Source organism: Sphingorhabdus sp. Alg231-15 (assembly GCF_900149705.1).
Classification (GTDB): domain Bacteria; phylum Pseudomonadota; class Alphaproteobacteria; order Sphingomonadales; family Sphingomonadaceae; genus Parasphingorhabdus.
This window is the reverse complement of sequence record NZ_LT703001.1, coordinates 3,576,952-3,602,668: the sequence shown is the minus strand read 5'-3', so window position 1 is coordinate 3,602,668 and position 25,717 is coordinate 3,576,952. Positions and strand designations below refer to the sequence as shown.

General features: G+C 54.1%; 28 protein-coding genes. 4 read left to right on the top strand and 24 right to left on the bottom strand.

The window, feature by feature from the left end; genetic code table 11:
- Nucleotides 1–23: 23 nt before the first annotated feature.
- The 3 genes from DG177_RS17510 to DG177_RS17500 form a co-directional block, all read right to left on the bottom strand.
- The gene (locus DG177_RS17510) at nt 24–425 is read right to left on the bottom strand and encodes a DUF559 domain-containing protein (RefSeq protein ID WP_108812668.1); all 402 of its coding nucleotides are present in this window, start codon (nt 423–425) and stop codon (nt 24–26) included.
- A 128-nt stretch (nt 426–553) separates the two neighbouring features.
- Nucleotides 554–2,218 (bottom strand): DNA repair protein RecN, encoded by a 1,665-nt coding sequence (gene recN, locus DG177_RS17505; protein ID WP_108812667.1) that lies wholly within the window; start codon nt 2,216–2,218, stop codon nt 554–556.
- A gap of 72 nt (nt 2,219–2,290) precedes the next feature.
- Complete coding sequence (locus DG177_RS17500) at nt 2,291–3,064, bottom strand: outer membrane protein assembly factor BamD (protein ID WP_108813054.1); 774 nt, start codon at nt 3,062–3,064, stop codon at nt 2,291–2,293.
- A 264-nt stretch (nt 3,065–3,328) separates the two neighbouring features.
- Between DG177_RS17500 and DG177_RS17495 the strand changes: the two genes are divergently transcribed.
- The gene (locus DG177_RS17495; RefSeq protein WP_108812666.1) at nt 3,329–4,765 is read left to right on the top strand and encodes an MFS transporter; all 1,437 of its coding nucleotides are present in this window, start codon (nt 3,329–3,331) and stop codon (nt 4,763–4,765) included.
- A 50-nt stretch (nt 4,766–4,815) separates the two neighbouring features.
- Here the strand turns inward: DG177_RS17495 and pnp are convergent, their stop codons facing one another.
- The 13 genes from pnp to rimP all read right to left on the bottom strand — a co-directional run bounded on the left by pnp (nt 4,816) and on the right by rimP (nt 17,409).
- Complete coding sequence (pnp, locus tag DG177_RS17490; RefSeq protein ID WP_108812665.1) at nt 4,816–7,089, bottom strand: polyribonucleotide nucleotidyltransferase; 2,274 nt, start codon at nt 7,087–7,089, stop codon at nt 4,816–4,818.
- Nucleotides 7,090–7,263: 174 nt separating this feature from the next.
- The gene (gene rpsO, locus DG177_RS17485) at nt 7,264–7,533 is read right to left on the bottom strand and encodes a 30S ribosomal protein S15 (protein ID WP_108812664.1); all 270 of its coding nucleotides are present in this window, start codon (nt 7,531–7,533) and stop codon (nt 7,264–7,266) included.
- A 25-nt stretch (nt 7,534–7,558) separates the two neighbouring features.
- The gene (gene truB / locus DG177_RS17480; RefSeq protein ID WP_108812663.1) at nt 7,559–8,500 is read right to left on the bottom strand and encodes a tRNA pseudouridine(55) synthase TruB; all 942 of its coding nucleotides are present in this window, start codon (nt 8,498–8,500) and stop codon (nt 7,559–7,561) included.
- Between the two features lie 22 nt (nt 8,501–8,522).
- Nucleotides 8,523–9,035 (bottom strand): DUF2239 family protein, encoded by a 513-nt coding sequence (locus DG177_RS17475; RefSeq protein WP_108812662.1) that lies wholly within the window; start codon nt 9,033–9,035, stop codon nt 8,523–8,525.
- Between the two features lie 69 nt (nt 9,036–9,104).
- Entirely contained in the window at nt 9,105–9,824 is a 720-nt protein-coding gene (locus DG177_RS17470; protein ID WP_108812661.1) for a methyltransferase domain-containing protein, read from the bottom strand.
- Complete coding sequence (locus DG177_RS17465; protein ID WP_108812660.1) at nt 9,824–10,366, bottom strand: GNAT family N-acetyltransferase; 543 nt, start codon at nt 10,364–10,366, stop codon at nt 9,824–9,826. The genes DG177_RS17470 and DG177_RS17465 overlap by 1 nt, the downstream gene beginning before the upstream one ends.
- Entirely contained in the window at nt 10,359–10,937 is a 579-nt protein-coding gene (locus tag DG177_RS17460) for a thymidine kinase (RefSeq protein ID WP_108812659.1), read from the bottom strand. Before DG177_RS17460 ends, DG177_RS17465 begins: the two co-directional genes overlap by 8 nt.
- Nucleotides 10,938–11,045: 108 nt before the next feature.
- Complete coding sequence (rbfA, locus tag DG177_RS17455; protein ID WP_108812658.1) at nt 11,046–11,456, bottom strand: 30S ribosome-binding factor RbfA; 411 nt, start codon at nt 11,454–11,456, stop codon at nt 11,046–11,048.
- On the bottom strand, nt 11,456–11,911 hold the full coding sequence (locus tag DG177_RS17450; protein WP_108812657.1) for a hotdog fold thioesterase: 456 nt from the start codon (nt 11,909–11,911) through the stop codon (nt 11,456–11,458). Before DG177_RS17450 ends, rbfA begins: the two co-directional genes overlap by 1 nt.
- The gene (gene infB, locus DG177_RS17445) at nt 11,908–14,457 is read right to left on the bottom strand and encodes a translation initiation factor IF-2 (protein WP_108812656.1); all 2,550 of its coding nucleotides are present in this window, start codon (nt 14,455–14,457) and stop codon (nt 11,908–11,910) included. The genes DG177_RS17450 and infB overlap by 4 nt, the downstream gene beginning before the upstream one ends.
- A gap of 66 nt (nt 14,458–14,523) precedes the next feature.
- Complete coding sequence (locus DG177_RS17440) at nt 14,524–15,225, bottom strand: DUF448 domain-containing protein (RefSeq protein WP_108812655.1); 702 nt, start codon at nt 15,223–15,225, stop codon at nt 14,524–14,526.
- Nucleotides 15,206–16,834 (bottom strand): transcription termination factor NusA, encoded by a 1,629-nt coding sequence (gene nusA / locus DG177_RS17435; protein ID WP_108812654.1) that lies wholly within the window; start codon nt 16,832–16,834, stop codon nt 15,206–15,208. Before nusA ends, DG177_RS17440 begins: the two co-directional genes overlap by 20 nt.
- 2 nt (nt 16,835–16,836) lie before the next feature.
- Nucleotides 16,837–17,409, bottom strand: a complete 573-nt coding sequence (gene rimP, locus DG177_RS17430) for a ribosome maturation protein RimP (protein WP_108812653.1) — start codon at nt 17,407–17,409, stop codon at nt 16,837–16,839.
- Nucleotides 17,410–17,597: 188 nt separating this feature from the next.
- Here rimP and DG177_RS17425 point away from each other — a divergent pair, with 188 nt between their 5' ends.
- Nucleotides 17,598–18,071: a phosphatase domain-containing putative toxin gene (locus DG177_RS17425; protein ID WP_108812652.1), complete on the top strand. Its 474-nt coding sequence runs from the start codon at nt 17,598–17,600 to the stop codon at nt 18,069–18,071.
- Here the strand turns inward: DG177_RS17425 and DG177_RS17420 are convergent.
- From DG177_RS17420 to DG177_RS17400, 5 genes are all read right to left on the bottom strand, one after another.
- Nucleotides 18,065–18,745 (bottom strand): aquaporin, encoded by a 681-nt coding sequence (locus DG177_RS17420; protein ID WP_108812651.1) that lies wholly within the window; start codon nt 18,743–18,745, stop codon nt 18,065–18,067. The two genes, DG177_RS17425 and DG177_RS17420, sit on opposite strands and share 7 nt — an antisense overlap.
- Before the next feature lie 10 nt (nt 18,746–18,755).
- Nucleotides 18,756–19,205: a VOC family protein gene (locus DG177_RS17415; protein WP_108812650.1), complete on the bottom strand. Its 450-nt coding sequence runs from the start codon at nt 19,203–19,205 to the stop codon at nt 18,756–18,758.
- Nucleotides 19,202–19,549, bottom strand: coding sequence for a metalloregulator ArsR/SmtB family transcription factor (locus DG177_RS17410; RefSeq protein ID WP_108812649.1), 348 nt, complete (start codon nt 19,547–19,549; stop codon nt 19,202–19,204). Before DG177_RS17410 ends, DG177_RS17415 begins: the two co-directional genes overlap by 4 nt.
- Before the next feature lie 78 nt (nt 19,550–19,627).
- Nucleotides 19,628–20,602 (bottom strand): calcium/sodium antiporter, encoded by a 975-nt coding sequence (locus tag DG177_RS17405; protein ID WP_108812648.1) that lies wholly within the window; start codon nt 20,600–20,602, stop codon nt 19,628–19,630.
- 11 nt (nt 20,603–20,613) lie between these two features.
- A complete protein-coding gene (locus tag DG177_RS17400; RefSeq protein ID WP_108812647.1) occupies nt 20,614–21,837 on the bottom strand; it encodes an argininosuccinate synthase in 1,224 nt (407 codons plus the stop codon).
- A gap of 90 nt (nt 21,838–21,927) precedes the next feature.
- Here DG177_RS17400 and DG177_RS17395 point away from each other — a divergent pair, with 90 nt between their 5' ends.
- Entirely contained in the window at nt 21,928–22,368 is a 441-nt protein-coding gene (locus tag DG177_RS17395) for a DUF1801 domain-containing protein (protein WP_108812646.1), read from the top strand.
- Between the two features lie 19 nt (nt 22,369–22,387).
- Here the strand turns inward: DG177_RS17395 and DG177_RS17390 are convergent, their stop codons facing one another.
- Genes DG177_RS17390 through DG177_RS17380 form a run of 3 tightly spaced genes read right to left on the bottom strand, consistent with a single transcriptional unit; the run spans nt 22,388 to nt 25,236 of the window.
- A complete protein-coding gene (locus DG177_RS17390; RefSeq protein ID WP_108812645.1) occupies nt 22,388–23,626 on the bottom strand; it encodes a class I SAM-dependent methyltransferase in 1,239 nt (412 codons plus the stop codon).
- A gap of 43 nt (nt 23,627–23,669) precedes the next feature.
- Nucleotides 23,670–24,431, bottom strand: coding sequence for a molybdopterin-dependent oxidoreductase (locus tag DG177_RS17385; protein ID WP_108812644.1), 762 nt, complete (start codon nt 24,429–24,431; stop codon nt 23,670–23,672).
- Nucleotides 24,424–25,236 (bottom strand): cytochrome b/b6 domain-containing protein, encoded by an 813-nt coding sequence (locus DG177_RS17380; protein WP_337659003.1) that lies wholly within the window; start codon nt 25,234–25,236, stop codon nt 24,424–24,426. The genes DG177_RS17385 and DG177_RS17380 overlap by 8 nt, the downstream gene beginning before the upstream one ends.
- A gap of 89 nt (nt 25,237–25,325) precedes the next feature.
- Here DG177_RS17380 and DG177_RS17375 point away from each other — a divergent pair, with 89 nt between their 5' ends.
- Nucleotides 25,326–25,715: a Rid family hydrolase gene (locus DG177_RS17375; protein ID WP_108812642.1), complete on the top strand. Its 390-nt coding sequence runs from the start codon at nt 25,326–25,328 to the stop codon at nt 25,713–25,715.
- Nucleotides 25,716–25,717: the final 2 nt, after the last annotated feature.

Below are 25,717 nucleotides of genomic sequence, written 5' to 3'. Positions count from 1 at the left end.
TGCGGCATCGGCTTCGGATAATCTCACTTGAGCCCCTCCTCTTCAGAGGAGGGGTTTGGGGTGGAGGATACCGACCATCGATCAGGCATTTCGTTCAAAACTTTCAATATTGCCATCAATACGCCATCCATATTTTCCATCACTTCTTGATTAGAAAAACGGATAGTGCGAAAACCTCTCTGGCTCAATCGCAGATCACGTTTTGCATCCTGCAGCTGATCATGAGTATCACCATCAACTTCAACAACAAGTGCTTTTTTGGGGCAGAGGAAATCAGCGATAAATTGCTCAATTACTGTCTGTCGGCGGAATTTATATCCGCCCAACTGTGAAGCTGATAGATGCCGCCACAAGCGTTTTTCGGCCTCCGTTGGATTGAGCCGCATCTTCTTTGCACGTTGCAGCAAGGTCGATCGGTCAGCCAATAAGAAAACCCTCGCTTTCGCAGGAGGAAATGGGTTGATATCCTAACATTGGCAAAAAGATGATATTGGCTGCGCCAATCCCACCCCAACCCCTCCCTTGAAAGGGAGGGGCTTAAGATAGAACCGCATCAAACCCCCTCCAGCAAACGATCCGCCTGCGCCCTCGCCTCATCGGTGACATCGGCACCTGACAGCATCCGTGCAATCTCTTGCCGCCGACCTTCGCCATCCAGTGCATTTACATCCGTGCGCGACACCGTGCCGTTGGAGCTTTTATTGATCAGCATATGGGCATTGCCCTTGGACGCCACTTGCGGGCTGTGGGTCACCACCAGCAATTGCGCGCTGCCAGACAGGCGCGATAGCCGGTCGCCAATGGCCGAAGCCACAGCGCCGCCAACGCCGCGGTCGACTTCGTCAAAAATGATTGTCTTTGCCCCGCCTTCTTCCGCCAATGCGACTTTCAAGGCCAAGATAAACCGCGACAATTCCCCACCCGAGGCAATCTTGCCGAGCGGCGCAAGAGGCGCACCCGGATTGGTCGAGATCAGGAATTCGATCCGATCCATACCGTTCGCGCCCCAGCGATCTTCTTCCAGCGGTTCCAGCAATGTTTCAAACCGCGCCGCGTCCAGCTTTAGCGGCACCAGTTCCCCGGCAACCGCCTTATCCAGTGCTTTGGCTGCCTTGGTCCGTTTTCCCCGCAACGCTTCCGCTGCTGCAACATAAGCTTGTTTGGCGGCTGTCACATTTGCCTCCAGAGCTCCTAATGACTTCCCACCGTCGCTAATCGCCAAGAGCCGCGTTTCGAGATCGATCAGCAATTGCGGCAAGGCATCTCCCTCAACCCGGTGCTTGCGGGCCAAAGCACGCAAATCAAAGAGCCGCGTTTCCATGTCGTCGAGCCGCTGCGGATCAAAAGTCAGCGCATGGGCCGCATCATTCAGTTTTTCCTCCGCCTCGCTGGCCTCGATCACCGCGCGATCAATCGCCTGTAACGCTTCTGCCAACAACGGGTGATCTTCCGAAATCCGGTCCAGCCGCCGCGCCGCTGCCCGGAGCGAGGCCAGGCCGCCATTGGATCCATCAAAAGCTGCCCTGATCGCTTCCAGATCACCGGTTAGTTTCTCGCCCTTCATCATCGTCGCGCGTTCGAGAGCCAGCTCCTGCTCTTCTCCCGGTTGCGGTGCAAATTTTGAGAGTTCGGTCACGCTATGTTCGAGATATTCGCGATCCTGCTCCGCCGCTTCCTGATCAGCAAGCGCTTTCTCCAGAGCCGCCTTTGCGGATTGCCAGCCTTCAAAAGCCTGTCTGACCTTTGCACCATTGCTACCCGCATAGGTGTCCAGCAATGCCCGATGGCCCTTGGGATTGATCAAACCGCGATCATCATGCTGGCCATGTATCTCAATCAGCTTGCTCCCCAATTCGCGCAGCAACGTCGCTGAACAAGGTTGATCATTGACGAATGCGCGGCTGCCGCCATCGGCCTTGACCGAACGCTTGATGATTAAGGGTTCGCCAGGCTCCACATCGATATCGTTGTCTTGGAGATAGACAGCCAGTTTGCTGCCATTAGCCGGCGTGTCAAAGCTCGCGGTTACTTGGGCTTTTTGGGTGCCTTGCCGGACCAATCCGCTATCCGCGCGATTGCCCAGAGCAAGGCCGAGGGAGTCCAGCAATATGGATTTGCCCGCGCCCGTCTCACCGGTCAGCACCGACAGACCGGATCCGAATTCCAGGTCCAACGCCTCGATTAGAACAATGTCACGGATGGAAAGGGACTGCAGCACAGCCCTCTCTTAAATCACGTTTATCTTAGCTGCAACGCTCCATGAACATGGAACGCGGCAATTTACACAAAATCAGGTCGCATCATGCTTGTTGACCAGATCATAAGCGCGCTCATACCATTTTGAACCGGGATAGTTGGCGCCCAATACAGCCGCGCTTTTCTTCGCTTCTGAAGGAATACCCAATGCAAGATAGGATTCCGTCAGCCGCATCAGAGCTTCCGGCGAGTGGGTGGTGGTTTCATATTTCTCAATGACCGTGCGGAACCGGATGGTTGCGGCCAGCCATTTGCCGCGTCGTTGATAGAAACGGCCAATTTCCATTTCCTTGCCGGCCAGATGGTCGTTGACCAGATCCATCTTTAACAGGGCATCTGCTGCATAGCGGCTATTGGGATAGCGGCGGGCCACTTCACCCAGTGTTGCCAGAGCCTGCTCGGTAATTTTCTGGTCACGGGTCACATCGCTGATCTGCTCATAATAGCTGAGCGCAATCAGATAATAGGCATAAGGTGCGTCTTTGTTACCCGGATGAATTGACAGGAAACGCCGTGATGATTCGATCGCTTTGTTATAGTCACCAGCAACATAATAGCTGAAGGCACTCATCTGCTGCGCACGGCGGGCCCATGGCGAATAGGGGTGCTGCCGCTCAACCTCGTCAAACAAGGCAGCTGCGACCTTGTATTGACCGCGGTCGAGCCGGTCTTTCGCCGCATTGTAGAGCGTGTTTACGTCGCGTGCGACATAGCGGGTATCAGCGCCGCTATTCCCGCCGCCGCCAAGTGCTGCACAGGCCGAAAGAGTGGTAACTGACAGGCCCAACAGAGCCGCTTTGATGATCATGTTTTTCATAACACTTCCCTTAACCACTAATATCCTGCCCGCCAATAGCCTAATTATCGGCACAGCCTTTCTGTTAGCGCCATAACCGCCCCTTGATATCTGCAGGATGAACGGTCAGAATGATCCCATGATGCAGCCCCCGAATAGCCAGCCCGTCCCGCTTTCTCAGAATAACAGCCAGGTTCCCGCCATAGCGATAGACGTACATTGCGATACGAACCCGAGCGCAGAAACAGAGCAAACTGAAACCCAGACTGAAATGGCGTGACCACCGCCCTTCCCGCCCCCTGCGATGAAAGCCTAGGCTTTTCGCCGGCGGAGAAGGATTGCACACATAAGACCGGTGTTCTTGTTGCGACTGTAGCGGGGTCCAGCCTGGCCTTCGTCATGGGCGCGATTGTCAATGTCGCTTTGCCCTCCATGCAGGCGGAGTTCAGCACCGGAGCACAAGGGGCACAGTGGATTATCAACAGCTACCTCTTGCCGGTCGGTGCGCTGGTTCTGCTGGGCGGCGCGCTGGGTGACAAATATGGCCGTAAGCTGATGTTTCAGGCCGGCCTTATCCTGTTCACGCTGGCCACTCTGGCTTGTGCTTTTGCACCCAGTTTGAATCTCTTGCTGGTCATGCGCGCTATTCAGGGCCTTGGTGCGGCACTGCTCGCTCCCAATAGTCTGGCCATTATCTCGACCAGCTTCAGTGAGAGCGAGCGTGGGAAGGCCATTGGCACTTGGGCTGGCATGGGCGCTTTCGCCGGAGCCATTGCACCGGTCATTGGCGGCTGGGCGATTGACCTGGGCAATTGGCGCTGGGCTTTCGCGATCATCATACCACTGGCAGTTATCGCACTGATCATCGGTCAAAAAGCGATCACGGAAAACCGCGAACAGCCTTCAAGCGCTCATCCTCTCGATTGGAGCGGGGCGAGTTTGATCACCATCGGGCTGGGGGCGTTGGTCTGGACGTTGACGGTGCTGCCCGATGACAGTGTCGCGCGCTGGATCAAATGGCTGACGGCCAGCGTTGCAGTGTTGGCCATCATCCTGTTTCTGCGCGTCGAAAAACACAAAAATGATCAGGCGATGGTGCCGCTCCATCTGTTCAATACCGCCAGCTTTGCCGGGATCTCGATGCTGACACTGTTTCTATATGCTGCGCTTGGCGGTTTGCTGGTGCTTTTGCCGTTCACACTGATCAACGCCGGTGGTTATTCGGCGACCGAGACCGGCTTTGCGCTCCTCCCCTTCCCGCTGACCATGGCGATATTGTCGCGTTATGCCGGCGGGCTCAGTGACCGTTTTGGCGTCCGGATGATATTGACTGTCGGCCCGGCGATTGTCGCGGCTGGATTTTTCTACTTTAGCCTGTTGAGCGGTACCGAGATCAACTATTGGCGCGACATATTTCCTGCGCTGATGATCATCGCGCTGGGCATGACCGCCAGCGTGGCACCGCTGACCACCGCGGTCATGGCGAGTGTTGACGACCAGCATGGCGGCACCGCTTCGGGCATCAACAACGCGATATCGCGGTCCGCCGGACTGATCGCAACGGCCCTGCTCGGGTTTGTCTTGATCAGCAGCGATGGCGGCAATGGCGGGTTGGTTACCGGCTTTGCCAATGCCGCATGGGTTGGCGCATTATTGGCATTGATCAGTGCTATTGCCGCCTGGTTCCTGATCAGACTGCAACCCACGCAATAAAAAAGGGCCCCGCTTTCACGGAGCCCTTTTCATGCAATCTTTCAGAAGATCTAGTCTTCAGTGATCGAGCTTGGCAATGGAATATCGCCGCCCTCATCCTTTGGACCATCGTTGTTCCGACCACGGCCACGTCCGCCGCCGCCGCCATCACGACCGCGACCACGGCCACCGCCGCCATCCCGGCGCGGACCACGTGGCTTGCTTTCGCGTGGAGGACGTGTGTCTTCCAGCTCTTCACCGGTTTCCTGATCAACAACCCGCATCGACAGGCGAACCTTGCCGCGCTGGTCAATCTCGAGAACCTTTACCTTGACTTCCTGACCTTCGCTCAGTTCGTCGGCAACCTTCTCGACACGCTCATTCTTGATTTCAGAAACGTGGACGAGACCGTCTTTGCCGCCCATAAAGTTCACGAACGCACCAAAGTCGACGAGGTTCACAACCTTACCATCATAGATTTTGCCAACTTCGGCTTCTTCTACAATGCCTTCGATCCATTTCAGAGCCGCGTCGATCTGCGACTTGTCGGAGGAAGAAACCTTGATCAGGCCTTCATCGTCAATGTCGACCTTCGCGCCGGTTTCCGCAACAATTTCGCGGATCACTTTACCGCCGGTACCGATAACGTCACGGATCTTCTCTTTGTTGATCTGCAGTGTTTCGATACGCGGAGCATGTTCGGACATTTCAGTACGCGTGCTGCTAAGCGCCTTGGACATTTCGCCCAAGATATGCGCACGGCCGCCACTGGCTTGTTCCAGAGCAGATTTCATGATTTCCTGCGTAATGCCGGCTACCTTGATATCCATCTGCAAAGAGGTGATGCCTTTCTCGGAACCAGCAACTTTGAAGTCCATATCGCCGAGATGATCCTCGTCACCGAGAATGTCGGAGAGAACGGCGAAGTCTTCGCCTTCAAGGATCAAGCCCATCGCAATACCGGAAACCGGGCTTGCCAAAGGCACACCAGCGTCCATCATCGCCAGCGAACCGCCGCAGACGGTTGCCATTGAAGAAGAGCCGTTAGACTCGGTAATGTCGGAAAGAACACGGATGGTATATGGGAAATCATCAACCGTCGGCAATACCGGACGAAGCGCGCGGAATGCGAGCTTACCGTGACCGGTTTCGCGGCGGCTGGTAAATCCGAAACGACCAACTTCACCAACCGAATAAGGCGGGAAGTTATAGTGCAGCATAAAGTTGCTGTAGCTAAGACCATCCAGACCATCGATCATTTGCTCGGCGTCTTTGGTGCCCAGTGTCGTGGTCACAATCGCTTGCGTTTCACCGCGAGTGAAGAGCGACGAACCGTGGGTCCGTGGCAACAAACCAACCATGGCTTCAATCGGGCGAACCTGATCAAGCTTACGGCCATCAATACGGGTACCGTCTTTGATGATCGCGCCGCGAACGATTTCAGCTTCCAGTTTCTTGACCATCTTACCGGCAGTCATCTGGGTCTGGCCGTCTTCTTCGGCATATTTCTCTTTGGCTTTGTCACGCATGACATTCAACGCATCTGAACGCGCTGATTTATCGGTCAGCTTGTAAGCCGCAGCGATATCATCACCAACCAACTTACGCAGATCTTCCTTCATCGCGCTGTTATCTTCGGTTGGAGCAAGCTCCCAAGGCTCTTTCGCAGCCTGTTCCGCCAGATCAATGATCAAGCCAGCAACGTCTTTACAAGCGTTGTGAGCAAAATCGACTGCACCGAGCATGACTTCTTCGGAAAGCTCTTTCGCTTCCGATTCCACCATCATCACTGCGCCCTGTGTACCGGCAACAACCAGATCGAGCTCGCCTTCGCCAACTTCGTCCATGCTTGGGTTCAGCTGATATTCGCCTTCTTTGTAACCCACACGAGCCGCACCAATTGGGCCCATGAAGGGAACGCCTGAGATGGTCAGCGCAGCAGATGCCGCGACCATGGCGAGAATGTCAGGCTCGTTGACGCCATCATAGCTCATCACCTGACAAATCACGTTGATTTCGTTGTAGAAACCTTCGGGGAACAGCGGACGGCAAGGACGGTCAATCAAACGACATGTTAGCGTTTCTTTTTCCGTCGCGCGGCCTTCGCGCTTGAAGAAACCGCCTGGAATACGACCAGCGGCTGAGAATTTTTCCTGATAGTGTACGGTCAGCGGGAAGAAATCCTGTCCTTCGCGTACCGATTTAGCGGCGGTAACTGCACAGAGTACAACCGTTTCGCCGAGGGTCGCGAGTACCGCGCCATCAGCCTGACGGGCAATACGGCCCGTTTCCAAAGTGAGGGTCTGTCCGCCCCACTCCATTTCAACTTTCTTTACATCAAACATTCTTGTTTTCCTTTGTCCCGCCTGCCCTATGCAGTGCGGGGGCTTTCATTTGTTCAGCAATCCGGCTGAACAGCGGTTCGGGGTCATTTGTGCCCCTGGTGTGAAGCATTGCCGCCTTATTGCTGCAACGCCCAATAAGAAAACGGCCCCGCATGGAGGCCGTCTTCGAAACTCTTATTTCCGGAGACCAAGGTCTTTAATCAACTTGGAATAGCGGGCCGCGTCTTTCTTGCGGAGATAGTCCAGCAAGCTGCGACGCTTGTTGACCATCATCAGCAAACCGCGACGGGAGTGGTTGTCTTTGTGATGACCTTTGAAATGCTCGGTCAGGTTTACAATACGTTCGGTAAGAACGGCAACCTGTACTTCCGGGGAACCGGTATCGCCTTTTGTCTGGGCGAATTTTTCAATCAGTTCCTGCTTTTTTTCTGCTGTAATCGTCATATTCTTATTTTTCCTTCGAACATCTTTATAAATTAAACCCGCGAACGACCTTGATGGCCCCATCAACTAACTCTGCTAACGCAACCGGAGAGCTATCCTCGGTTGCTAAAAAGAGCCCGTTTATGGCGGGGTTCCCAATCAAATCCTGTTCGTCCAGCACTTGGCCTTGCCGAAGCAGTCTCGCCTGATCAGGAGTGAGGTCGAAAGCCGGGATGTCGTCCAGCCCCGCCTCAAGCGGCAAGAGATAATCTTTAATGTCCGCGCCCTTACCAATTTCATTGAGTTTGTCCAGCGAAATCGCATGTTTGAGCGTAAAGGGCCCGGCCTTAGTACGGCGCAGCATCGAAACATGTCCGAAAGTACCGAGTGCGCGAGCAATATCGCGCGCCAGAGATCGAATATAGGTGCCTTTCGAAACGTTGGCGGTCAGAGTGATGTCTTGCAGTTTTCCAACAGATGCTGGATCAAGTTCAGGATGACGAATTTCCAGGGAATATATCGTCACACTCCGCATTTTCATCTCCACCGCTTCACCGGCGCGCGCCAAATCATAAGCCCGCCTGCCATCAATCTTCAGAGCGGAATATTTCGGCGGTATCTGTTCAATCGGCCCGGTAAATTGCGGCAATATCGCTTCCACCTCGACCAAGGTCGGCAGATGGTCGGAAGTTTCGGATATCTCTCCCTCTGCGTCCAGTGTCTCGGTCTCGCTTCCAAACGCAATCGTAAATTCATAGATTTTCGAAGCATCCAGCATCCGCCCGCAAAGCTTCGTCGCTTCGCCTATGGCAATCGGCAAGACCCCGGTCGCCAGCGGATCCAGCGTTCCGCCATGACCGACCTTGGTCTTGTCCTTGCCCTTTCCGAGCAGACCCGCTTCACGCAGGTTACGCTTCACTGCACCAACGGCCTGGGTTGATCCCAGCTCCAGCGGTTTGTCGAGAATGATCCAGCCGTGCGGTTTCAAAAATAATTCCTGGAGAAAAGCATCAGGGATTTGGCCATGCCAGACCGATAGCGTGATCGCGGACCGAAGCCGACCATTGCTTGGAAAGCAATTCAAAACGTTCCCGATCACCGGCGTAAAGAGCCCGTATCACTTCCTCAAATTGCGGCCAATCTCCTGCAATGACCGTCAGAAAATGATAAGCTGCATCTTGTCCTTTTCGTTTGTCCACACCAGTTTTTCGCGCCTGATCAACCAATCGGCGCAATGTCGCCGATGCCCCGCCGGATTGCTTTCCCAGCCAATCCCAATGCCGCGGAAGCAACGTGATCTCCTTAGAAATCACGCCAAGTTTTGGCCGCCCCCGCTTTGTCGGCGCTTCTGATTCACCATTGGCCCGCAAATCAAAGTCTATCTGATTACCGGTCTCGTCATCGAAAACCAAAATGTCCGAACTCCGCTTAACCGCAGGCAAAGCGCGCAAGGTGTCAATAATCTCAGAGCGAGATCCGGTCGCCAACCAGTTTGCTTCCGAAAATGCTGTATAGGTGGTCATGGTCAATCCTTTCGGACGCTCATTTATACCCCGATAATAATCGAGTCAATATACCCGGGTAAAATAAATCTACCTTCCCTGAGTCGACTTCTTCCACTCCATAACCAGAAACCCGGGCACACGGGTATAGCGGTCATGCTTCGCATCATCGACAGGCGGCGGCGTTGGCTCCGAAAAATGCGTGAGCTGCAGGTCGTTGCCGAGGAAAGCTTCGAAATAAGCGCTTAGCGGGCGATGCCAGTTTAGGATGTCGATGCCTGCCCATTTTTCGCGGGTAGCGCGCTCCTTGGAATAATCATCCATCTGAAAGCTTTTTGCGGCACCTGTCAGGCTACGACTCCATTTACCTGCGGTAAAAAAGCTGGTCAGATTCGCGATAAGCAAGGAACCACCAGGCTTCGTCACGCGCGCCATTTCTGCAATCGCCGTGCGATAATCTTCAATATCGATCAGCGACAAATAAGCGATAGTCAGGTCGAAACTGGCTTCATCAAAGGCTAGTTTTTCACCAAAGCCAATCGCATAATCGCCCTCTGGATCGCGTTTCTGCGCCGTTTCAATCAGGCTCGGCACCGGATCGATGCCCGATCCGGACATGCCGCGATCTTGCAACATACGGACAAAGCGTCCTTCCCCACACCCCACATCGAGAAACCGCCCGCCAATAGCAACCGCACGGTCAAGCATAACGGCGTCCAGAAAGGTACGCCGGGTCCAGTCGCCTTGCTCGCCGATGGAAGCAATCCACGCGTCGGCTGACTGCACCCAGCCGTTCACATCATCTGTCATTACCGGTTTGCCCACTCCTCTTGGAGCAAGCCAAATACAGCCGTATCGCGAATAAAGCCAGTCCAGGTAATCCGGTTTTTGCGCAGCGTCCCTTCGTGCTTGGCGCCCAGCTTCAGCACCGCCGCCATGGAGCGTTTGTTGCGGGTATCGACGCGAAATTCGATGCGGGTGAAGCCGCAAGCAAAAGCATGATCGATCATCAGCTTCTTCATGACATCGTTAAATCCGCTGCCGCGTACCGAAGGCGCAATATAGGTTCCGCCAATTTCGGTGACTTTGGTGTTGGGATCAGGATTGATATAATTGCTCATACCCACCAGCTTGCCGGATTCTGTATCGATCACCGCCAACTGTACCCAATTGTCTGTATTGTGAAAGGCTTTCATAGCCTCGTCGAAATGTTCATCCAGCATCGAAACCGGGTAGATATCCCAGATTTCTTGATCCTCCGCACAGGCGGCACGCAGCGGTTCGATATGATGTTCCGCTAGGGGTTCCAGACGTACCGGAAATTCCTCCAGTACCGCCGACAGGTCAGCCATTGAGTTTTTCCATGAAATGCTTGCGGCACAGCGCGACATATAGCTCGTTACCACCAATGGCCGTTTGTTGGCCAGCCAGCACAGGATTGCCCTCTTCATCGACACGCATGTTCATCGTCGATTTACTGCCGCATTCACAGACCGCTTTGATTTCGACCAGCTCATCCGCAATGGCTAGCAATTGCGCACTGCCGGGAAATAGAGCCGCCTGGAAATCGGTACGCAGGCCGTAGGCAAGAACGGGAATGCGCAATTGATCCGCGACCAACGCCACCTGAAAGACCTGGTCCTTGGTCATGAACTGGGCTTCATCGATCAGCACGCAATCCAGGGTATTCTCTTCATGTTGCGTGCTGATATCTGCCAGCATATCTGTTTCATTTTCAAACAGATGGGCTTTTTTCTTCAGACCGATACGCGAGTTGATCCAACCGGCATCCTCGCGGTCATCCAGCGCCGCGGTCCACAGCATCGTGCGCATGCCGCGTTCGCGATAGTTGAAATCCGCCTGCAGCAATGTGGTTGATTTGCCCGCGTTCATCGAGCTGTAGTAGAAATAGAGTTTGGCCATAATCAGTCTCTAAACCCATGATTCTGAAATCGTTCCAGAATCTCTGTTAACCATATGACCCGCAATGATATCCTGAATCAAGTTCAGGATTGCGAAAATGTGCTTTTACTATTCTTCGCTCTGGTCGTCACCCAAATCCTGGGCAACTTTCGGATTGTTCAGCAAATTTTCGATGTGCGCCGCTTCGTCAAAGCTCTCGTCGGCGAGAAATTTAAGCCGAGCGGCATATTTCATCTTTACCCGGCTGGCGACCTGCTTCTGAAAATAGGCGGTGTTGGTTTTCAGCGCCTTGAGCACATCCGCCTCATTGGCGCCCAGCAAGGGTTTCACAAATACCGTGGCATGGCGCAAATCCGGAGACATGCGCACCTCGGTGACGCTGACCGAGTGAGATGTCAGCACATCATCATGCACTTCCCCGCGCATCAGCAGCTCCGACAAGATATGCCGAACCTGCTCACCCACGCGCAAGAGCCGCACTGAACGGCCTTCAGGAGATGTGTCGTTATATTTTGCCATTACTTTATCGTCGGTCCAACCTTAGCCGTAGATGTGGCCTTCACCAATAGCGCGCCCGCCTCATCATAGAGTTGTGCTTCAAGAAAGGCGATAGAACGCCCCACGCGGACAATCTGCCCTTCCCCGTAAACGCGCCCCGGCAGAACCGGTTTGATGTAGGTCACGCTCAAATCCAGTGTAAGCGGTGCATTCTCGCCACCGGATTTTACCAGCACCGGTATGCCAATCACTTCGTCAACCATCGCGGCGACAAATCCGCCCTGGATCGTGCCGCGCGGGCTTGTAAACGCTTGCGGTGCGTCAAATCGCATCCGGACGGCACCGGTTTCCCTGTCCGCCTCCAGAATCACGGCGTTGACCGCTTCGGAACAGGGCGGGCGTTTAAAGCCCAGTATGTCCTCTTGCTTCAGCGCCTCAACCAATTCCGTTCCCCAGAAGGACTGATCGGCCGTCAAAGAACGCGTTCTTTCTCTTCAACCTCAAAGACTTCCAGCATATCGCCCGGTTTGATGTCGTTGGTATCTTCGAGCACCGCACCACATTCCATACCGGCGCGGACTTCTTCGACATCGTCCTTGAAGCGGCGGAGCGAGGCGATGGTCGTCTTGCTGACGATGACATCCTCGCGGGTAAGCCGTGCGAACAGGCCTTTGCGCAGCGTGCCTTCGGTGACCAGCAGACCAGCAGCCTTGTCCCGCTTGCCCGACTTGAACACTTCTTTGACCTCGGCCCGGCCCATGACATTCTCGATCTTCTCTGGCCCAAGTTCACCGGCCATTTCAGCGCGGATTTCATCGGTCAGATCATAGATGATATCGAAATATTTCAACCGCACACCATCGCGCTTGGCAATTTCGCGGGCTTTGGCATTGGGGCGCACGTTAAAGCCGATAATCGGGGCCTTGCTCGCGCTCGCCAGAGTCACATCGGACTCGGTGATCGCGCCGACACCGCTGTGCAGGATGCGAACCTTGATATCGTCATTGGATATCTTGTTCAGCGCCTGCACAATCGCTTCGGTGCTGCCCTGCACGTCAGCCTTGACGAGCAGCGGGAATTCAACCGCGCTGTCCGCCGCAGCAGAGAACATGTTCTCAAGGCTCGTCGGTGCCTGGGTCGTACGCTGCAGTTTCTCTTGCTCTGCCCGATAAGTCGCGACTTCACGCGCGCGGGATTCATTCTCGACCACGGTCAGCTTATCACCAGCAGATGGAACGCCGGACAGCCCCAGTACTTCGACCGGAACTGAAGGACCGGCTTCCTTGGGCTGTGCGCCCTTGTCGTCGATCATCGCCCGAACCTTACCGGTTTGCGAACCGACAACGAAGATATCACCACGTTTCAAGGTACCGCGCTGAACCAATACGGTGGCCACCGGCCCGCGTCCCTTGTCCAGCTTCGCCTCAATCACAATGCCCTCGGCCGGACGATCCGGGCGGGCTTTGAGTTCAAGCAGCTCGGCCTGCAAGTGGATCTTCTCGATCAGCTCTTCAAGATTGGTCTTCTTCAGCGCAGAGACCTCAACATCCTGCACGTCACCAGACATTTCCTCGACGATCACTTCATGTTCCAGGAGACGCGTACGCACCTGCATCGGATCAGCACCTTCCTTGTCGATCTTGTTGATCGCCACAATCATCGGCACATCAGCTGCCTTGGTGTGGTTGATCGCCTCGATCGTCTGTGGCATCAGGCCGTCATCAGCGGCAACGACCAGGATCACGATATCGGTCGCATTGGCGCCGCGCAGCCGCATGCTGGTAAAGGCTTCATGACCCGGCGTATCAAGGAACGTCACCTTGTCGCCCGATTTCATTTTGACCTGATAAGCACCAATATGCTGGGTAATGCCGCCTGCTTCACCGGCAACAACATCGGTGCCGCGCAATGCGTCGAGCAGCGATGTCTTACCATGATCGACATGGCCCATGATCGTAACCACGGGAGGACGCGGCTTCAGCGTTTCTTCCGGATCAACGTCTTTCTCGGTATCGATTTCGACATCGGCCTCGGACACACGTTCGATATTGTGGCCAAATTCCTCAACCAGCAATTCGGCAGTATCCTGATCAATCGTCTGATTGACGGTGACCATCGAGCCCATGTTGAACAGGGATTTGACAAGATCAGCACCCTTTTCGCCCATACGCTTGGACAGTTCCTGTACGGTAATCGCTTCTGGCACGATGACATCGCGGATCTGTTTCTCACGCGGTTCGCGCGGTTGACCAGACATTTGCGCCCGCTTTTCTTTCTCGCGTGCACGTTTGAGCGCCGCAAGCGAGCGTGCACGTGCTGCACCGTCCTCACCGCGTAGAGCGCGATTAACCGTCAGCTTGCCGGATTGCCGGCGATCACCACGATCACTGCGTCCGGTTTTGGGTTTCTGTTTCGGTTCAGGCCGCTTCGGCGCTTCCACCGGCGTGAATTTCCGCGCAGGTGGATGTTGCGCGCCGCTGGTCGCAGGCTTGGTTTCTTCGGCAACTTCGGGGGCTTCTGCCGCTTCGGCAGCTGCAGCAGCTGCTGCTTCTTCCGCTGCCTTAATTTCTTCCTGCGCTTTTTTGGCGGCTTCTTCTTCCGCTTTACGCTTGTCTTCGGCGCGTTTTTTCTCTTCGGCGGTCTGGTCTTTCTTGGCCTTGGTATCGCGTTTACGCGCTTCTTCCATGGCGGCCAGACGGGCTTCCTCAGCCTCGCGCAGCAATTTCGCCTGCTTTTCCTGACGGGTCAGAACATCTTCCTGCTTCGGCTTGGGCGCAGGCGCGGGCTTCTTTGCTTCTACCGGAGCGGGTGCAGGCGCAGGCGCCGGGGTTTCCGGCACGATGTCCTTGGCAGCTTCCTGTGCACCAGGTTTGCCCACCAGCTTGCGGCGCTTGACCTCGACGACAACCTTATTGGTGCGTCCGTGGCTAAACGTCTGTTTGACTTCACCAGGCTCAACCGAACGCTTCAGTCCTAAAGGCTTGCGTGCAGGTTTTGCGGTATCTTTGTTTTCTTCACTCATCGAACAGACTTAATCCTTAAAAAAATTCATTACTTCAATATTTTAACTGATTAACTTCAAACCAGTTCACGCAACTTTCTTCTCCGCCTCGCCGCCTTCATCACTGCCGCCGTCAGTCTTTTCAGACCCGATAAAGCGGCACCATCTATCCAGCATGTGCGATATTCGCCCCGCCGCCCTGTGGTCGGTTATGCCTATATGCACGACATTTTGACGGCCCAATGCCACAGAAAGGCCCTGTCGGTCCACCGGCAATATCTGACCGCGGACATCCTGTCCTTCCCGATCACTGCCAACCCGCCATGCCTGATCCAGCTTTGAGGACCCGTCACGGCCAGCATCAGCGGCATGGAGGAGCATTTGGAGATCGCCCTGCCGCGCGGCTGTTTCAATCTTTTCTGATCCGGTCAGAAGCATCCCGCCACGCGCTTCCAGTCCCAGCCTGTCTAATGTGGCACGTTCCAGCGCATTTTCAACCTGCGCGGCCAGATCATCAGGAATAGTGAGCTTCCCGGTTTTGAAGGCACGCGCCAACGCACCTTTCAACGCGCCCTTGGCCTGCGCCTCTGCCAGCGTATGGCGATCAACACTGATCCACGCACCCCGGCCCGGCGCTTTGGCACGGACATCCGGCGCGATTGCATCGTCGGGACTGAGCGCCAGACGCACTAATGCTTCCTGAGGAAGGCTTTCCCCAGTCAATATGCATTTACGGTGTGGTGCGCGATCTAAAGGTTTAGAAGGCGTCTCATTGGGGAGCTTCCGCATTCGCGTCCTCCCCTGTTTCTGCTTCAGCAGCAGGAGCCACTTCTTCCTCGTCGTCAAACCAGTGTGCACGGGCAGCCATGATAATCTCATTGCCCTGCTCTTCGGTCAGACCATAGGTCGCCAAAACACCATCGGGCTCTGGCTTGCGATTGTCATTGCGGCGGCGAGGTTCGGCTTTGCGCTTCAAGACAAGCTCGTCGGTTGCCAGATCGGCAACATCGTCGAGAGTCTTGAGGCCCGCCTTGCCCAGAGTCACCAACATGGCTTCGGTCATGTACGGCAGTTCGGCAATCGCATCTTCAACACCAAGCTCGGTACGCTCTGCCTTGGCAGCCGCTTCGCGGCGCTCCAACGCTTCCAGCGCACGGCTTTGCAGTTCGGCCGCCAATTCGTCGTCAAAGCCTTCAATGTTCGAAAGCTCTTCCGGCGCGACATAGGCAACTTCTTCCATCTCGCTAAAGCCTTCGGCGACCAAAAGCTGCGACAAGGTTTCATCAACGTCCAGATCTTCCTGGAACATCGCGGTGCGGACGGCAAACTCGGCCTGACGCTTCTCGCTGCTGTCAGCTTCGGTCATGATGTCGATGGCCAGACCGGTCAGTTGAGAAGCCAGACGGACATTCTGTCCGCGGCGACCAATGGCAAGGCTGAGCTGATCATCAGGAACAACCACTTCGATGCGGCCTTCCTCTTCGTCGATCAGCACGCGGCTTACCGTTGCAGGCTGCAATGCGTTCACCACGAAAGTCGCGATATCATCGGACCATGGAATGATGTCGATTTTCTCGCCCTGCATTTCCTGCACGACGGCCTGAACACGGCTACCCTTCATACCAACACAGGCACCAACCGGATCAATCGAGCTGTCCTGGCTGATCACGCCGATTTTGGCGCGACTGCCGGGATCACGAGCGGCGGCTTTAATCTCGATAATGCCGTCGTAAATTTCAGGAACTTCCTGCGCAAACAAGAGCTTCATGAAATCGGGATGCGCGCGGGACAAGAATATCTGCGGTCCACGATTTTCACGGCGAACATTCATGATCAGCGAACGAACACGGTCACCGACACGGGCTGCCTCGCGTGGAATTTGCTGGTCGCGGCGGATAACGCCTTCAGCGCGGCCGAGGTCAACCACGACATGGCCGAATTCGACCGACTTGACGACACCGGTGATAATCTCACCAGCACGGTCTTTAAACTCTTCAAATTGCCGCTCACGCTCTGCGTCACGGACTTTCTGGAAGATAACCTGTTTTGCGGACTGTGCATCGATACGGCCGAGATCAACAGCGGGTAACGGATCAACGATGAAGTCTCCGACCTTCGAACCCTTTTCCAGCTTTTCAGCCTGCTTCAAGTCAACCTGCTTGAAATAGTCTTCAACTTCCTCAACCACTTCAACCACACGCCACAAGCGCAGGTCGCCAGTTTGCAGGTCGAGCTTGGCGCGAATATCATTCTCGGCACCGTAACGGGCACGGGCTGCTTTCTGAATGGCCTCTTCCATCGCTTCGACCACAATGGTCTTGTCGATCATCTTTTCCGATGCAACCGCATTTGCGATAGCGAGTAATTCAGCCTTATTTGCAGAAATGGCACTGGCCATGATTAGTCTTCCTGTTCTTCGTTTAGAGTATCTTCTTCAATTTCATCCGCGCCATCGGCAGAAACCGGAATGGTTGCGGCTATCAGAGCGTCGGTAAGAATCAGCTTTGCGCTATGCACATTCTCTATGGCGGTCGTTTGGCGTCCTGCCTTACGATCGTCAATCGCTATTATCTCACCTTCGGTGTCTTCTAGCAAGCCGCCCAAAATTCCACGGAGCTGTTTCTTACCCGAAACGGCATCAATCAGATTGATCCGCGCTTCATGTCCTGCCCAATTCGCATAATCTTTTGCGCGGGTTAGCGGACGATCAATGCCTGGCGAACTGACTTCCAGCCGATAGGCATCCTCAATCGGATCACGACCTTCTTCTTCCAGCACATCAAATTTTTCCGAAATACGCCGCGACAAAGCTGCACAATCATCAATGCCGAGCTGTCCGGTCTCCGGCCGCTCGGCCATGATCTGCAAGGTCGGCTCATCCGCGCCTGACACAAACTGCACACGCACCAGTTCAAAACCCAAAGCTTCCGCTTCCGGTTCGATCAGGTTCACAATGGCAGCCATATCCGTCAAATCTCGTTCTTTCTCTCATCGTCATCCCGGCGAAAGCTCGGATGACGAATAAGTCTTTGCTGCCGGCCCCGTTTGGCGCCAGCCCCTTCAAAATCTCACAATGTCGGGATGCCTGCTATTTAGGGACTGATTCCCAAATTTGCAATGGAAGAATTGCTGATTGGCTAGTTTGCTTATAATGCGGCATCATGAAGCCTTCTATCTACAAGATCAACGGCCCCACCATTGGTTCACTATTTCAAATGCCAAAGCCGTCGGGTGAATGGTTGCTGGATGATCTGAAATTCTATCAGTCATCCGGAATGGATCATATCGTCTCTCTGCTGGAATCAGAAGAAGCAGCGGAACTAGGTCTTTTGCGCGAACAAGAAAAATGCGATCAGATTGGGCTGCAGTTTACCTCGTTTCCCATACCGGATCGCAAAATTCCTGATTTGGACAGTTTCAAACCGGCGGTTACGAATCTGGTGACGAAACTATCCCAAGGTCAATCTCTGGGTATACATTGCCGAGCAGGAATTGGTCGGTCAGGGCTGTTAGTTTGTTGCATCCTGAAATCTGTCGGCTTGAAAACAGATGAAGCAATTGAATTAGCTTCCCAAGCTCGTGGATTGAAAATTCCAGACACACAAATTCAGATGGACTTTATTGAGTCCTATTGATCATAGCAGTCTACCTCCTGAAATAACCAACGGGTGACCATCCAGGCCAAGGCCGCACCGGCAAATTGCGCAGCTATAAATCCAATAACATCAGCCGGTGCAATTCCGGCAAAGCTATTGGAAAAAGCACGGCCCACGGTAATCGCCGGATTGGCAAAGCTGGTCGAGCTGGTGAACCAATATCCGGCGGAAATATAGAGACCAACCGCCGGTGCAACCCATTCCGGGCGAAACCGGACGGTGCCCAATATCGTGAACAACAGTCCGAATGTCGCAATCAGCTCGCCGAGCCATTGGCCGCCGCCGGTTCGTGTTTTCTCGCTGAATTGGAAAACCGGCAGTTCGAACATGATATGGGCCGCCCAGACACCGATCAGCCCGCCAACAAGTTGCATCACCACAAAAAGGGTCGCGTCCGTGAGCGATAACTCCTTGCGCAGCAGCATCACAAAGGTAACAGCCGGATTGAAATGGGCGCCGGATATCGGGGCCAATATCGCGATCAGCACGAATAATATCGCGCCGGTTGCCAGCGTATTGCCAAGCAGCGCAATGGCGACATTTCCGTCCGCCAGATTTTCAGCCATGATCCCCGAGCCGACAACCGTGACGAACAGGAAGAACGAGCCCAACGCTTCGGCGCCAAGCTTTTGCGCCCTTGAAAACACCCCCATTTTCGTCGTCCTAGTTCAAGCAGCAATCAACATTGGAATTGGCCATAGCCTTGCCTGCGCCAACATCCGGTGTCTTTCCATAATGGGCAACCTGACCTTCAGTGTAGAAGGCTTCCCAGATCAGGCCATCGGGATCCTGCGTCCAGTTTTTCTCTGACGAGGCATAGCAGCAGGTGGTCGCGCCTTCCTCAAACCGCGGTCCGGCGGCGTCTTGCACGCGCTCGTAGACCGATTGCAATTCTTCCAGGTTTTCCGTCTGGAGGCCAACATGGGCTATGCCGGTTTCGCCGCCAGCTGCATCGCTGACCGGCTCAATCGAGAAATTGATATAGGGGTCGTCGAGCAACCATTTGATGTAATCGGGCTTCACGACAGCCGGCTGTTCGCCAAATAGCTTCGCGTAATAGGCACGGGATTTTTCGAGATCCGAGACTTTCAGGTTCAGGTGAAATCTTTTCATGTGTCTTGTCCTTCCAAACATGTGTCAGCTGCGTCCACCGGCAGGCAGTCATCGCCCGCGCAGCAATTTTCCAGGAGAAACGCCATCAGCTGGTTCATCGCCTGAAAATCGGCGCGATAGATGATCGAGCGGCCATCCCTTTCGTCGCTCACCACGCCGCCATTTTTCAGGTGCGACAGGTGAAAGGATAGCGAGCTCGCCGGCATATCGAGCTGCTTGGCGATCTGACCCGCGGGCAGTCCGCTGCGCCCCGCCTGCACGAGCAAGCGGAATATCGCCAGGCGATGCTCCTGCGCTAGCGCTGACAGGGCATTTACGGCGGTGTGATTGCGAATCGTTTCCATATTTCCAGTAATATCGAAATATAAACGCAGAGTCAAGCTGCGCGGCCCTTTCGCAAACTTCAGCAACAAAGAAAGAGCTTAGACAGCCACCACATTATAAACGAGTTGAGCAAAGTAGATGAGCAAAAGGATCGCCCCCTCCCACCGCGTTATCCTTCGCCCAGTCGCTGCAAAGATCATCAACAGCACCGACGTCGCGATCAGCAATGGCAGGCCATAATTGGTGATCTCTCCTGGAATAGTCCCCGGCGCAATTACCGCAGTAACCCCGCCAATCAGCAGCAGGTTGAAGATGTTCGAACCCAGCACATTGCCCAATGCAACCGCACTGGCCCCCTTGTAAGCTGCAATGACCGAAGTCACGAGTTCTGGCAGCGAGGTTCCGATCGCAATGACCGTCAAACCGATGACCGCTTCACTCAGCCCCACCAGCCGCGCCAGATCAACCGCTCCTTCAACCAGCCAGCGCCCTCCGGCCACAATCAGCACAATCCCGCCGATCAAGGTTAGGACCGAGCGCCAGAGCGGTTGCTCGTCATGCAGATGGGTATCGGTGACTTCGAGCGACTCTGCTTTCTCGTGCAAAGCGCTAGCCCCAACAGGCTGTGTCCTCTCGGCCCAGTAGGCATATCCGAGATAGGCACAGAGAAGGATTAGAAATCCGGCACCAATGGCAACGGTTATGCCGCTGGTACTCGCCACAAACCAAAGGGTGATCGTTGCTACCATGGCCAGACCACCATCACGCCATAACGGTCCGCGCGGCACCACCATTGGCAAAATCAAGGACGCTGTTCCCAGGATCAACAGACTATTGGCCAGATTTGATCCCACAACATTACCCCAGGCGATACCTGGCGATCCGGCCCGCGCCGCTTCCACACTCGCGACCAATTCAGGCGCAGACGTCCCGAAACCGACGATGGTCAGCCCGATCAGCAATTCTGACATCCCGGCACGCTCCGCAACCCGCACCGCGCCGCGCACCAGCAGTTCTCCACCGCCGATCAAGACGACAAAGCCAACCAACAAGGTGAAAATCGCGATCAGCATATCAGATCAGATTAGCCATCACGCTTGCCAAGCAGCCGAAGCCGCAAGGCATTTAGCTTGATAAAGCCTTCCGCATCTTTCTGATCATAAGCTCCGGCGTCATCCTCAAACGTCACGACATCTTCGCTATACAGGTTAAAGTTAACATCTGCCTTGCGACCAACGACATTGACCGACCCTTTGTAAAGCTTCAGCCTTACTGTGCCAGTCACGCGCTCCTGGCTTTTGTCGATTGCAGCCTGCAACATCTCTCGCTCTGGCGCGAACCAGAAGCCATTATAGACGAGTTCAGCGTAGCGCGGCGCCAGCTCGTCTTTCATATGGGCAGCGCCGCTGTCGAGAGTAAGCTGTTCGATCCCGCGATGTGCTGCGTGATAGATGGTACCACCTGGCGTCTCGTACATGCCGCGAGATTTCATGCCGACAAAGCGATTCTCGACCAGATCAAGTCGGCCAATGCCATGCTCTCGACCGTAATCGTTGAGTTTCTCGAGCAAGGTTGCGGGACTCATGCCTTCGCCATTAATCGCTACGCCATCGCCATGTTCAAAGTCGATGGTGATATATTCCGGTTTATCGGGCGCATCTTCCGGGTTGTTCGTCCGCGAATAGACATAATCGGGCACTTCTTCCCATGGATCCTCAAGCACCTTGCCTTCCGACGAAGTGTGCAACATGTTTGCGTCAGTTGAAAACGGTGCTTCTCCGCGCTTGTCCTTGGGAACAGGAATTTGGTGCTTTTCCGCAAATTCAATTAGCCGCGTACGGCTAGTCAAATCCCATTCCCGCCATGGTGCAATGACTTTTACATCGGGATTCAGGCCGTAATAGCCCAGTTCAAAACGAATCTGATCATTGCCTTTGCCCGTCGCACCATGGGCTACGGCATCTGCACCGGTTGCTTTGGCAATCTCGATCTGACGCTTTGAAATCAACGGTCGAGCAATTGAGGTACCGAGCAGATAGAGCCCTTCGTAGAGCGCATTGGCGCGCATCATTGGAAAAACATAGTCTTTCACAAATTCTTCGCGCAGATCATCGATAAAGATATGCTCCGGCTTAACGCCGAGCATTTCTGCGGTCTTGCGAGCCGGACCCAGTTCTTCACCCTGCCCCAGATCGGCCGTAAAGGTCACAACCTCGCAGCCATATTCCTGCTGCAGCCATTTCAGGATAACACTGGTATCAAGCCCTCCGGAAAAGGCCAGAACCACACGCTTTACGGAATCGCTCATGATGATACTTTCGAAAATGGAATGTCCGGCGCGCCTAACAGGCTCCAAATTTGTAAGCAATATGATATGCAGGGTATAGAGGAGGAAAACATGGCTACAGCGGAAAACAAAACGAAAGAGAATGACGGTGATGTGACCGCGTTCATTGAAACAGTGGAGCATGAGGGGCGTCGGCAGGATGCCATGGAACTGCTCGACATGTTCACGAGTATCACCGGCGAAGAACCAAAAATGTGGGGAGATAGCATCGTCGGATTTGGTAGCTATCATTACAAATATGATTCCGGTCGCGAAGGCGATATGTGCCGTTCCGGCTTTTCACCGAGAAAACAGAATCTCAGCCTTTACGTACTAAGCTGCACCAGCGAACAAGAGAACAAAGCTAAACAAACGGAGTTGCTTGAAAGGCTTGGACCGCACAAGCGGGGATCCGCATGTCTCTACGTAACCAGGCTTGACCGAATTGATCGAAACGTGCTGGCGGAACTCATTGCATTTGACAAAGAGGCAATGGACAAAAAATACCCATGACGACAGATACTGATGTTAATCAGCTCTGCAAATTCTGCTCGGCTTCCCTGATATAATCGCGCGTTATTGGCAGTGAATGGCGGCTACGACTGAACTGGATTTGGTAGTTGCACATGCTGCCGCTTTCAAACGCCGCCGTCGCGCCGGCCAGATAGAAGGTCCACAACCGAAAAAAGCGCTCGTCATAAAGTGCTACGATCTTCTCTTTATTCGCCACAGCCCGGTTGTACCATTCACGCAGAGTCAGGGCGTAATGTAGCCGCAGTGTTTCAATATCCGTCGCCATCAGACGGTAATGCTCACTGGCCTCCACGGTCTCGCTTAGTGCGGGTATATAGCCTCCCGGAAAGATATATTTACGAGTGAAGGCATCGGTCGTGCCTGGTTTTCCCATCCGGCCAATTGTATGAAGCAGCATAACCCCGTCGTCAGTCATCAGATTGGCAACACAGCGAAAGAAGGTTTTAAAGTTCGGCGTCCCAACATGTTCGAACATGCCAACCGACACTATCCTGTCAAACTGCCCCGCCTCGCGCTCAGCAAGGTCACGATAGTCGATCAGCTCAAATTTCACCTTGTCGGCAACACCTTCTTTCTCCGCTCGCTCCTGGGCGACTTTCAGCTGTTCTTCGCTCAGCGTGATGCCCAGAATTTCGACACCAAATTTTTGATGCAGATAAAGCGCCATACCACCCCAGCCACAACCGATATCGAGTACGCGCTGGCCAGCTTTCAGGTCCAGCTTGGCGGCAATATGGGCTTTCTTGTCAAGCTGGGCTTGCTCAAGCGTATTGCCTGGATCGGTCCAATAGGCGCAACTATATTGCATGTCCTTGTCGAGAAACAGCTCGTAAAGATCACGGCTAAGATCATAGTGATGGGCAACGTTAGCCTTGGAACGGCGTTGTCCGTTGATACTATCCAAACGCGCTGCGATGAAACTTTTTGCTTTCTTGAATGCGCTTGGATCATTCAGGCGGCCACCTCGCTCCCAGCGCCGGTTGGCACGGAGTAACTGCACCAGCTGCATGATATCGCCCTGCTCGACGATCAGGCGCCCATCCATGAAGGTTTCGGCTGCGCCTAGACGGGGATCAAGCAATATTTGACGCATAACGCCCTTGTCAGCCAAGCGCACGGCAACATCCGGATACCCCTCTTCTGGCTTTCCGAATTTTTCCGTTGAGCCATCCGGGTGAATGACAGCAATTGACCCTTTTTTTACAACGCTTCCTAAAAAACTACCCAAAATGGACATTCATGCGCTCCTTCAGCAAATAATATCCCTCATCAGATGCCGGTTAGATTCCGGCATACCATTCATAATTGGCGACATCTTCCCAATAACCACCCTTGCCAGAACCGATATTGTCCAGCGTCGCCACCGCCTCAATCCCGGTCACATATTTTGCATGCTTATAGCCGAGTTGTCGCTCCACCCGCAGCCGCAGCGGTGCTCCGTTTTCTATCGGTACAGCCTCTCCATTCAACCGGTGAGCCATGATCGTCTGGGGATGGAATGCATCGAGCAAGTCAATGCTCTCGTAATAAGGGCGGCCGCCTAGCCGATCAGCGCAATGGAAAACGAGAAATTTCGCTTTGTCCTGTAACTGCGCCAGATCCAGTAGCAATTTCAGAGGAACGCCGGTCCACTGGCCAATCGCGCTCCAGCCTTCAACACAATCATGCCGAGTGATCTGAGTTCGCTGCGGCATCGACAGCAAGGCCGCCAGAGAAAAACTCTGAGGCTTCCCGAACAGTCCCGTCAGACGCAATTGCCAATCCGCAAAACCTTGCGCGGCACTGGCCGTATAATCGGCCGTTCCGGGATCGCGTGTACCATTGGCTCGAAACTTCGGCGACAGATCTTTGATACTATATTCGCTGGCCAGCTCCATCCGATCGCCCAAGGCGCGTTGGAAAAAAAAATTGGCATTTTCGGCACTACCCAGTAAATCTTGAAAGGCAGTGCTGCGGCTCAATGCATCGCAACCACTCAGCAAACTGCCAGCGCCCAGGGCACTTGCGGTAATGAGTTTTCGTCGAGACAGTAAACTATCCATGGTCGCCTTCCTTCCGCTTTCCGCCAGCGATCATGGCCCAGGTCTGCTTGAACGGTCCTACCAACAGCAAACTGATCATATGGACAATGAAGAACAACACCAGCAGAAACATTCCGATAAAGTGAATGGATCGCGCCGATTGGCGGCCACCGAATATGTCGGTGAGCCACGGCCAGTTCGCATCCATCGCAGGAGACATAGCCAATCCTGTAAATATCATAAGAGGCAACAGAATGAAGATCACTCCAACATAGCTGAACTTTTGCAGGACATTATAGATGTTAACGCCGCCATCATCGTGAAACCGCAGCCGCAAATGGTTTTTCATATCGCGCAAGATCTGGGAAGGCCGCCATTCGGCGCGGCTGATATGCAAATCATTTTGCACATGGCGGTTGAACAACGAACGGATCATGAAAAAGGCCAAACCAACGCTGAATATCCATGCGAAGAAGAAATGCCAGCGTCGCCCGTCAGCAAGGCTGTAATAGGATGGTATCGTTGCCCAGCCAGGAAAAGCCCAGGTCTGTATCTGACCATCGCTATCGCGCCAATTTCCGATAAAACCGGTTGTGTCGATCTTTGTTTCGCCGAGCCGGACATAACCCACTGTTTGCGATGACCCCACCGCGGCCCAAGCGTAGTCGTCATTGGAACCATATTCGCCCCAGTAGAGCCGCGGATGCGCATTAAAAATGGTCAGACCGCTCATCAATAGCACAAGAAGGCACAGTGCATTGATCCAATGCCAAAGCCGGGTGGTCAGCCGGTGGCGCAATAGTTTTCGTTCTGGCGTATCCGTCATTTCACTTTTCATTCTAATCAGTTGTTCGACAAAAGAAAGTTAGTCGTTACAGTGCAACGAAAGAAACTTGTTGCCAGCGTGAGGTATCAATGACCAACAACCACCAAGTAATTTCATTGGACCCGGATCCCCTCGCTCCTTACGCCATCGCGCCCGGTTGGCGGGTTGGTGATATTCTGTTTCTATCCGGCCAAGCCGCAATTGACGAAGCGGGTAATATTGTTGGCGTCGGAGACATTGATCAACAGATAGCGCAGGTGTTCATCAATATCGATCGCGTATTAGCAGCTGGTGGCAGCAGCCGAGAAAAAATCGTCAAGGTCACCATCTATCTCACCGATATGGCCTATTTTCCAAAAATCGTCGAAGCTCGAAAACGCTATTTTTCAGAGCCCTATCCAGCGGATACAATTGTCGAGGTCAAAGCCTTGGCCATCCCCGACCTGATGGTAGAGATCGACGTAATAGCAACCGTTTAGAT

Bases quoted from the DNA above. Each gene is read 5' to 3' on its own strand.
- DG177_RS17500 (WP_108813054.1), bottom strand. From the start codon at position 3,064: ATGATCATCAAAGCGGCTCTGTTGGGCCTGTCAGTTACCACTCTTTCG.
- pnp (WP_108812665.1), bottom strand. From the start codon at position 7,089: ATGTTTGATGTAAAGAAAGTTGAAATGGAGTGGGGCGGACAGACCCTC.
- rpsO (WP_108812664.1), bottom strand. From the start codon at position 7,533: ATGACGATTACAGCAGAAAAAAAGCAGGAACTGATTGAAAAATTCGCC.
- DG177_RS17475 (WP_108812662.1), bottom strand. From the start codon at position 9,035: ATGACCACCTATACAGCATTTTCGGAAGCAAACTGGTTGGCGACCGGA.
- DG177_RS17470 (WP_108812661.1), bottom strand. From the start codon at position 9,824: ATGACAGATGATGTGAACGGCTGGGTGCAGTCAGCCGACGCGTGGATT.
- DG177_RS17465 (WP_108812660.1), bottom strand. From the start codon at position 10,366: ATGGCTGACCTGTCGGCGGTACTGGAGGAATTTCCGGTACGTCTGGAA.
- DG177_RS17460 (WP_108812659.1), bottom strand. From the start codon at position 10,937: ATGGCCAAACTCTATTTCTACTACAGCTCGATGAACGCGGGCAAATCA.
- rbfA (WP_108812658.1), bottom strand. From the start codon at position 11,456: ATGGCAAAATATAACGACACATCTCCTGAAGGCCGTTCAGTGCGGCTC.
- infB (WP_108812656.1), bottom strand. From the start codon at position 14,457: ATGAGTGAAGAAAACAAAGATACCGCAAAACCTGCACGCAAGCCTTTA.
- DG177_RS17440 (WP_108812655.1), bottom strand. From the start codon at position 15,225: ATGCGGAAGCTCCCCAATGAGACGCCTTCTAAACCTTTAGATCGCGCA.
- nusA (WP_108812654.1), bottom strand. From the start codon at position 16,834: ATGGCCAGTGCCATTTCTGCAAATAAGGCTGAATTACTCGCTATCGCA.
- DG177_RS17425 (WP_108812652.1), top strand. From the start codon at position 17,598: ATGAAGCCTTCTATCTACAAGATCAACGGCCCCACCATTGGTTCACTA.
- DG177_RS17420 (WP_108812651.1), bottom strand. From the start codon at position 18,745: ATGGGGGTGTTTTCAAGGGCGCAAAAGCTTGGCGCCGAAGCGTTGGGC.
- DG177_RS17415 (WP_108812650.1), bottom strand. From the start codon at position 19,205: ATGAAAAGATTTCACCTGAACCTGAAAGTCTCGGATCTCGAAAAATCC.
- DG177_RS17410 (WP_108812649.1), bottom strand. From the start codon at position 19,549: ATGGAAACGATTCGCAATCACACCGCCGTAAATGCCCTGTCAGCGCTA.
- DG177_RS17405 (WP_108812648.1), bottom strand. From the start codon at position 20,602: ATGCTGATCGCGATTTTCACCTTGTTGGTTGGCTTTGTCGTCTTGATC.
- DG177_RS17400 (WP_108812647.1), bottom strand. From the start codon at position 21,837: ATGAGCGATTCCGTAAAGCGTGTGGTTCTGGCCTTTTCCGGAGGGCTT.
- DG177_RS17395 (WP_108812646.1), top strand. From the start codon at position 21,928: ATGGCTACAGCGGAAAACAAAACGAAAGAGAATGACGGTGATGTGACC.
- DG177_RS17390 (WP_108812645.1), bottom strand. From the start codon at position 23,626: ATGTCCATTTTGGGTAGTTTTTTAGGAAGCGTTGTAAAAAAAGGGTCA.
- DG177_RS17385 (WP_108812644.1), bottom strand. From the start codon at position 24,431: ATGGATAGTTTACTGTCTCGACGAAAACTCATTACCGCAAGTGCCCTG.
- DG177_RS17380 (WP_337659003.1), bottom strand. From the start codon at position 25,236: ATGACGGATACGCCAGAACGAAAACTATTGCGCCACCGGCTGACCACC.
- DG177_RS17375 (WP_108812642.1), top strand. From the start codon at position 25,326: ATGACCAACAACCACCAAGTAATTTCATTGGACCCGGATCCCCTCGCT.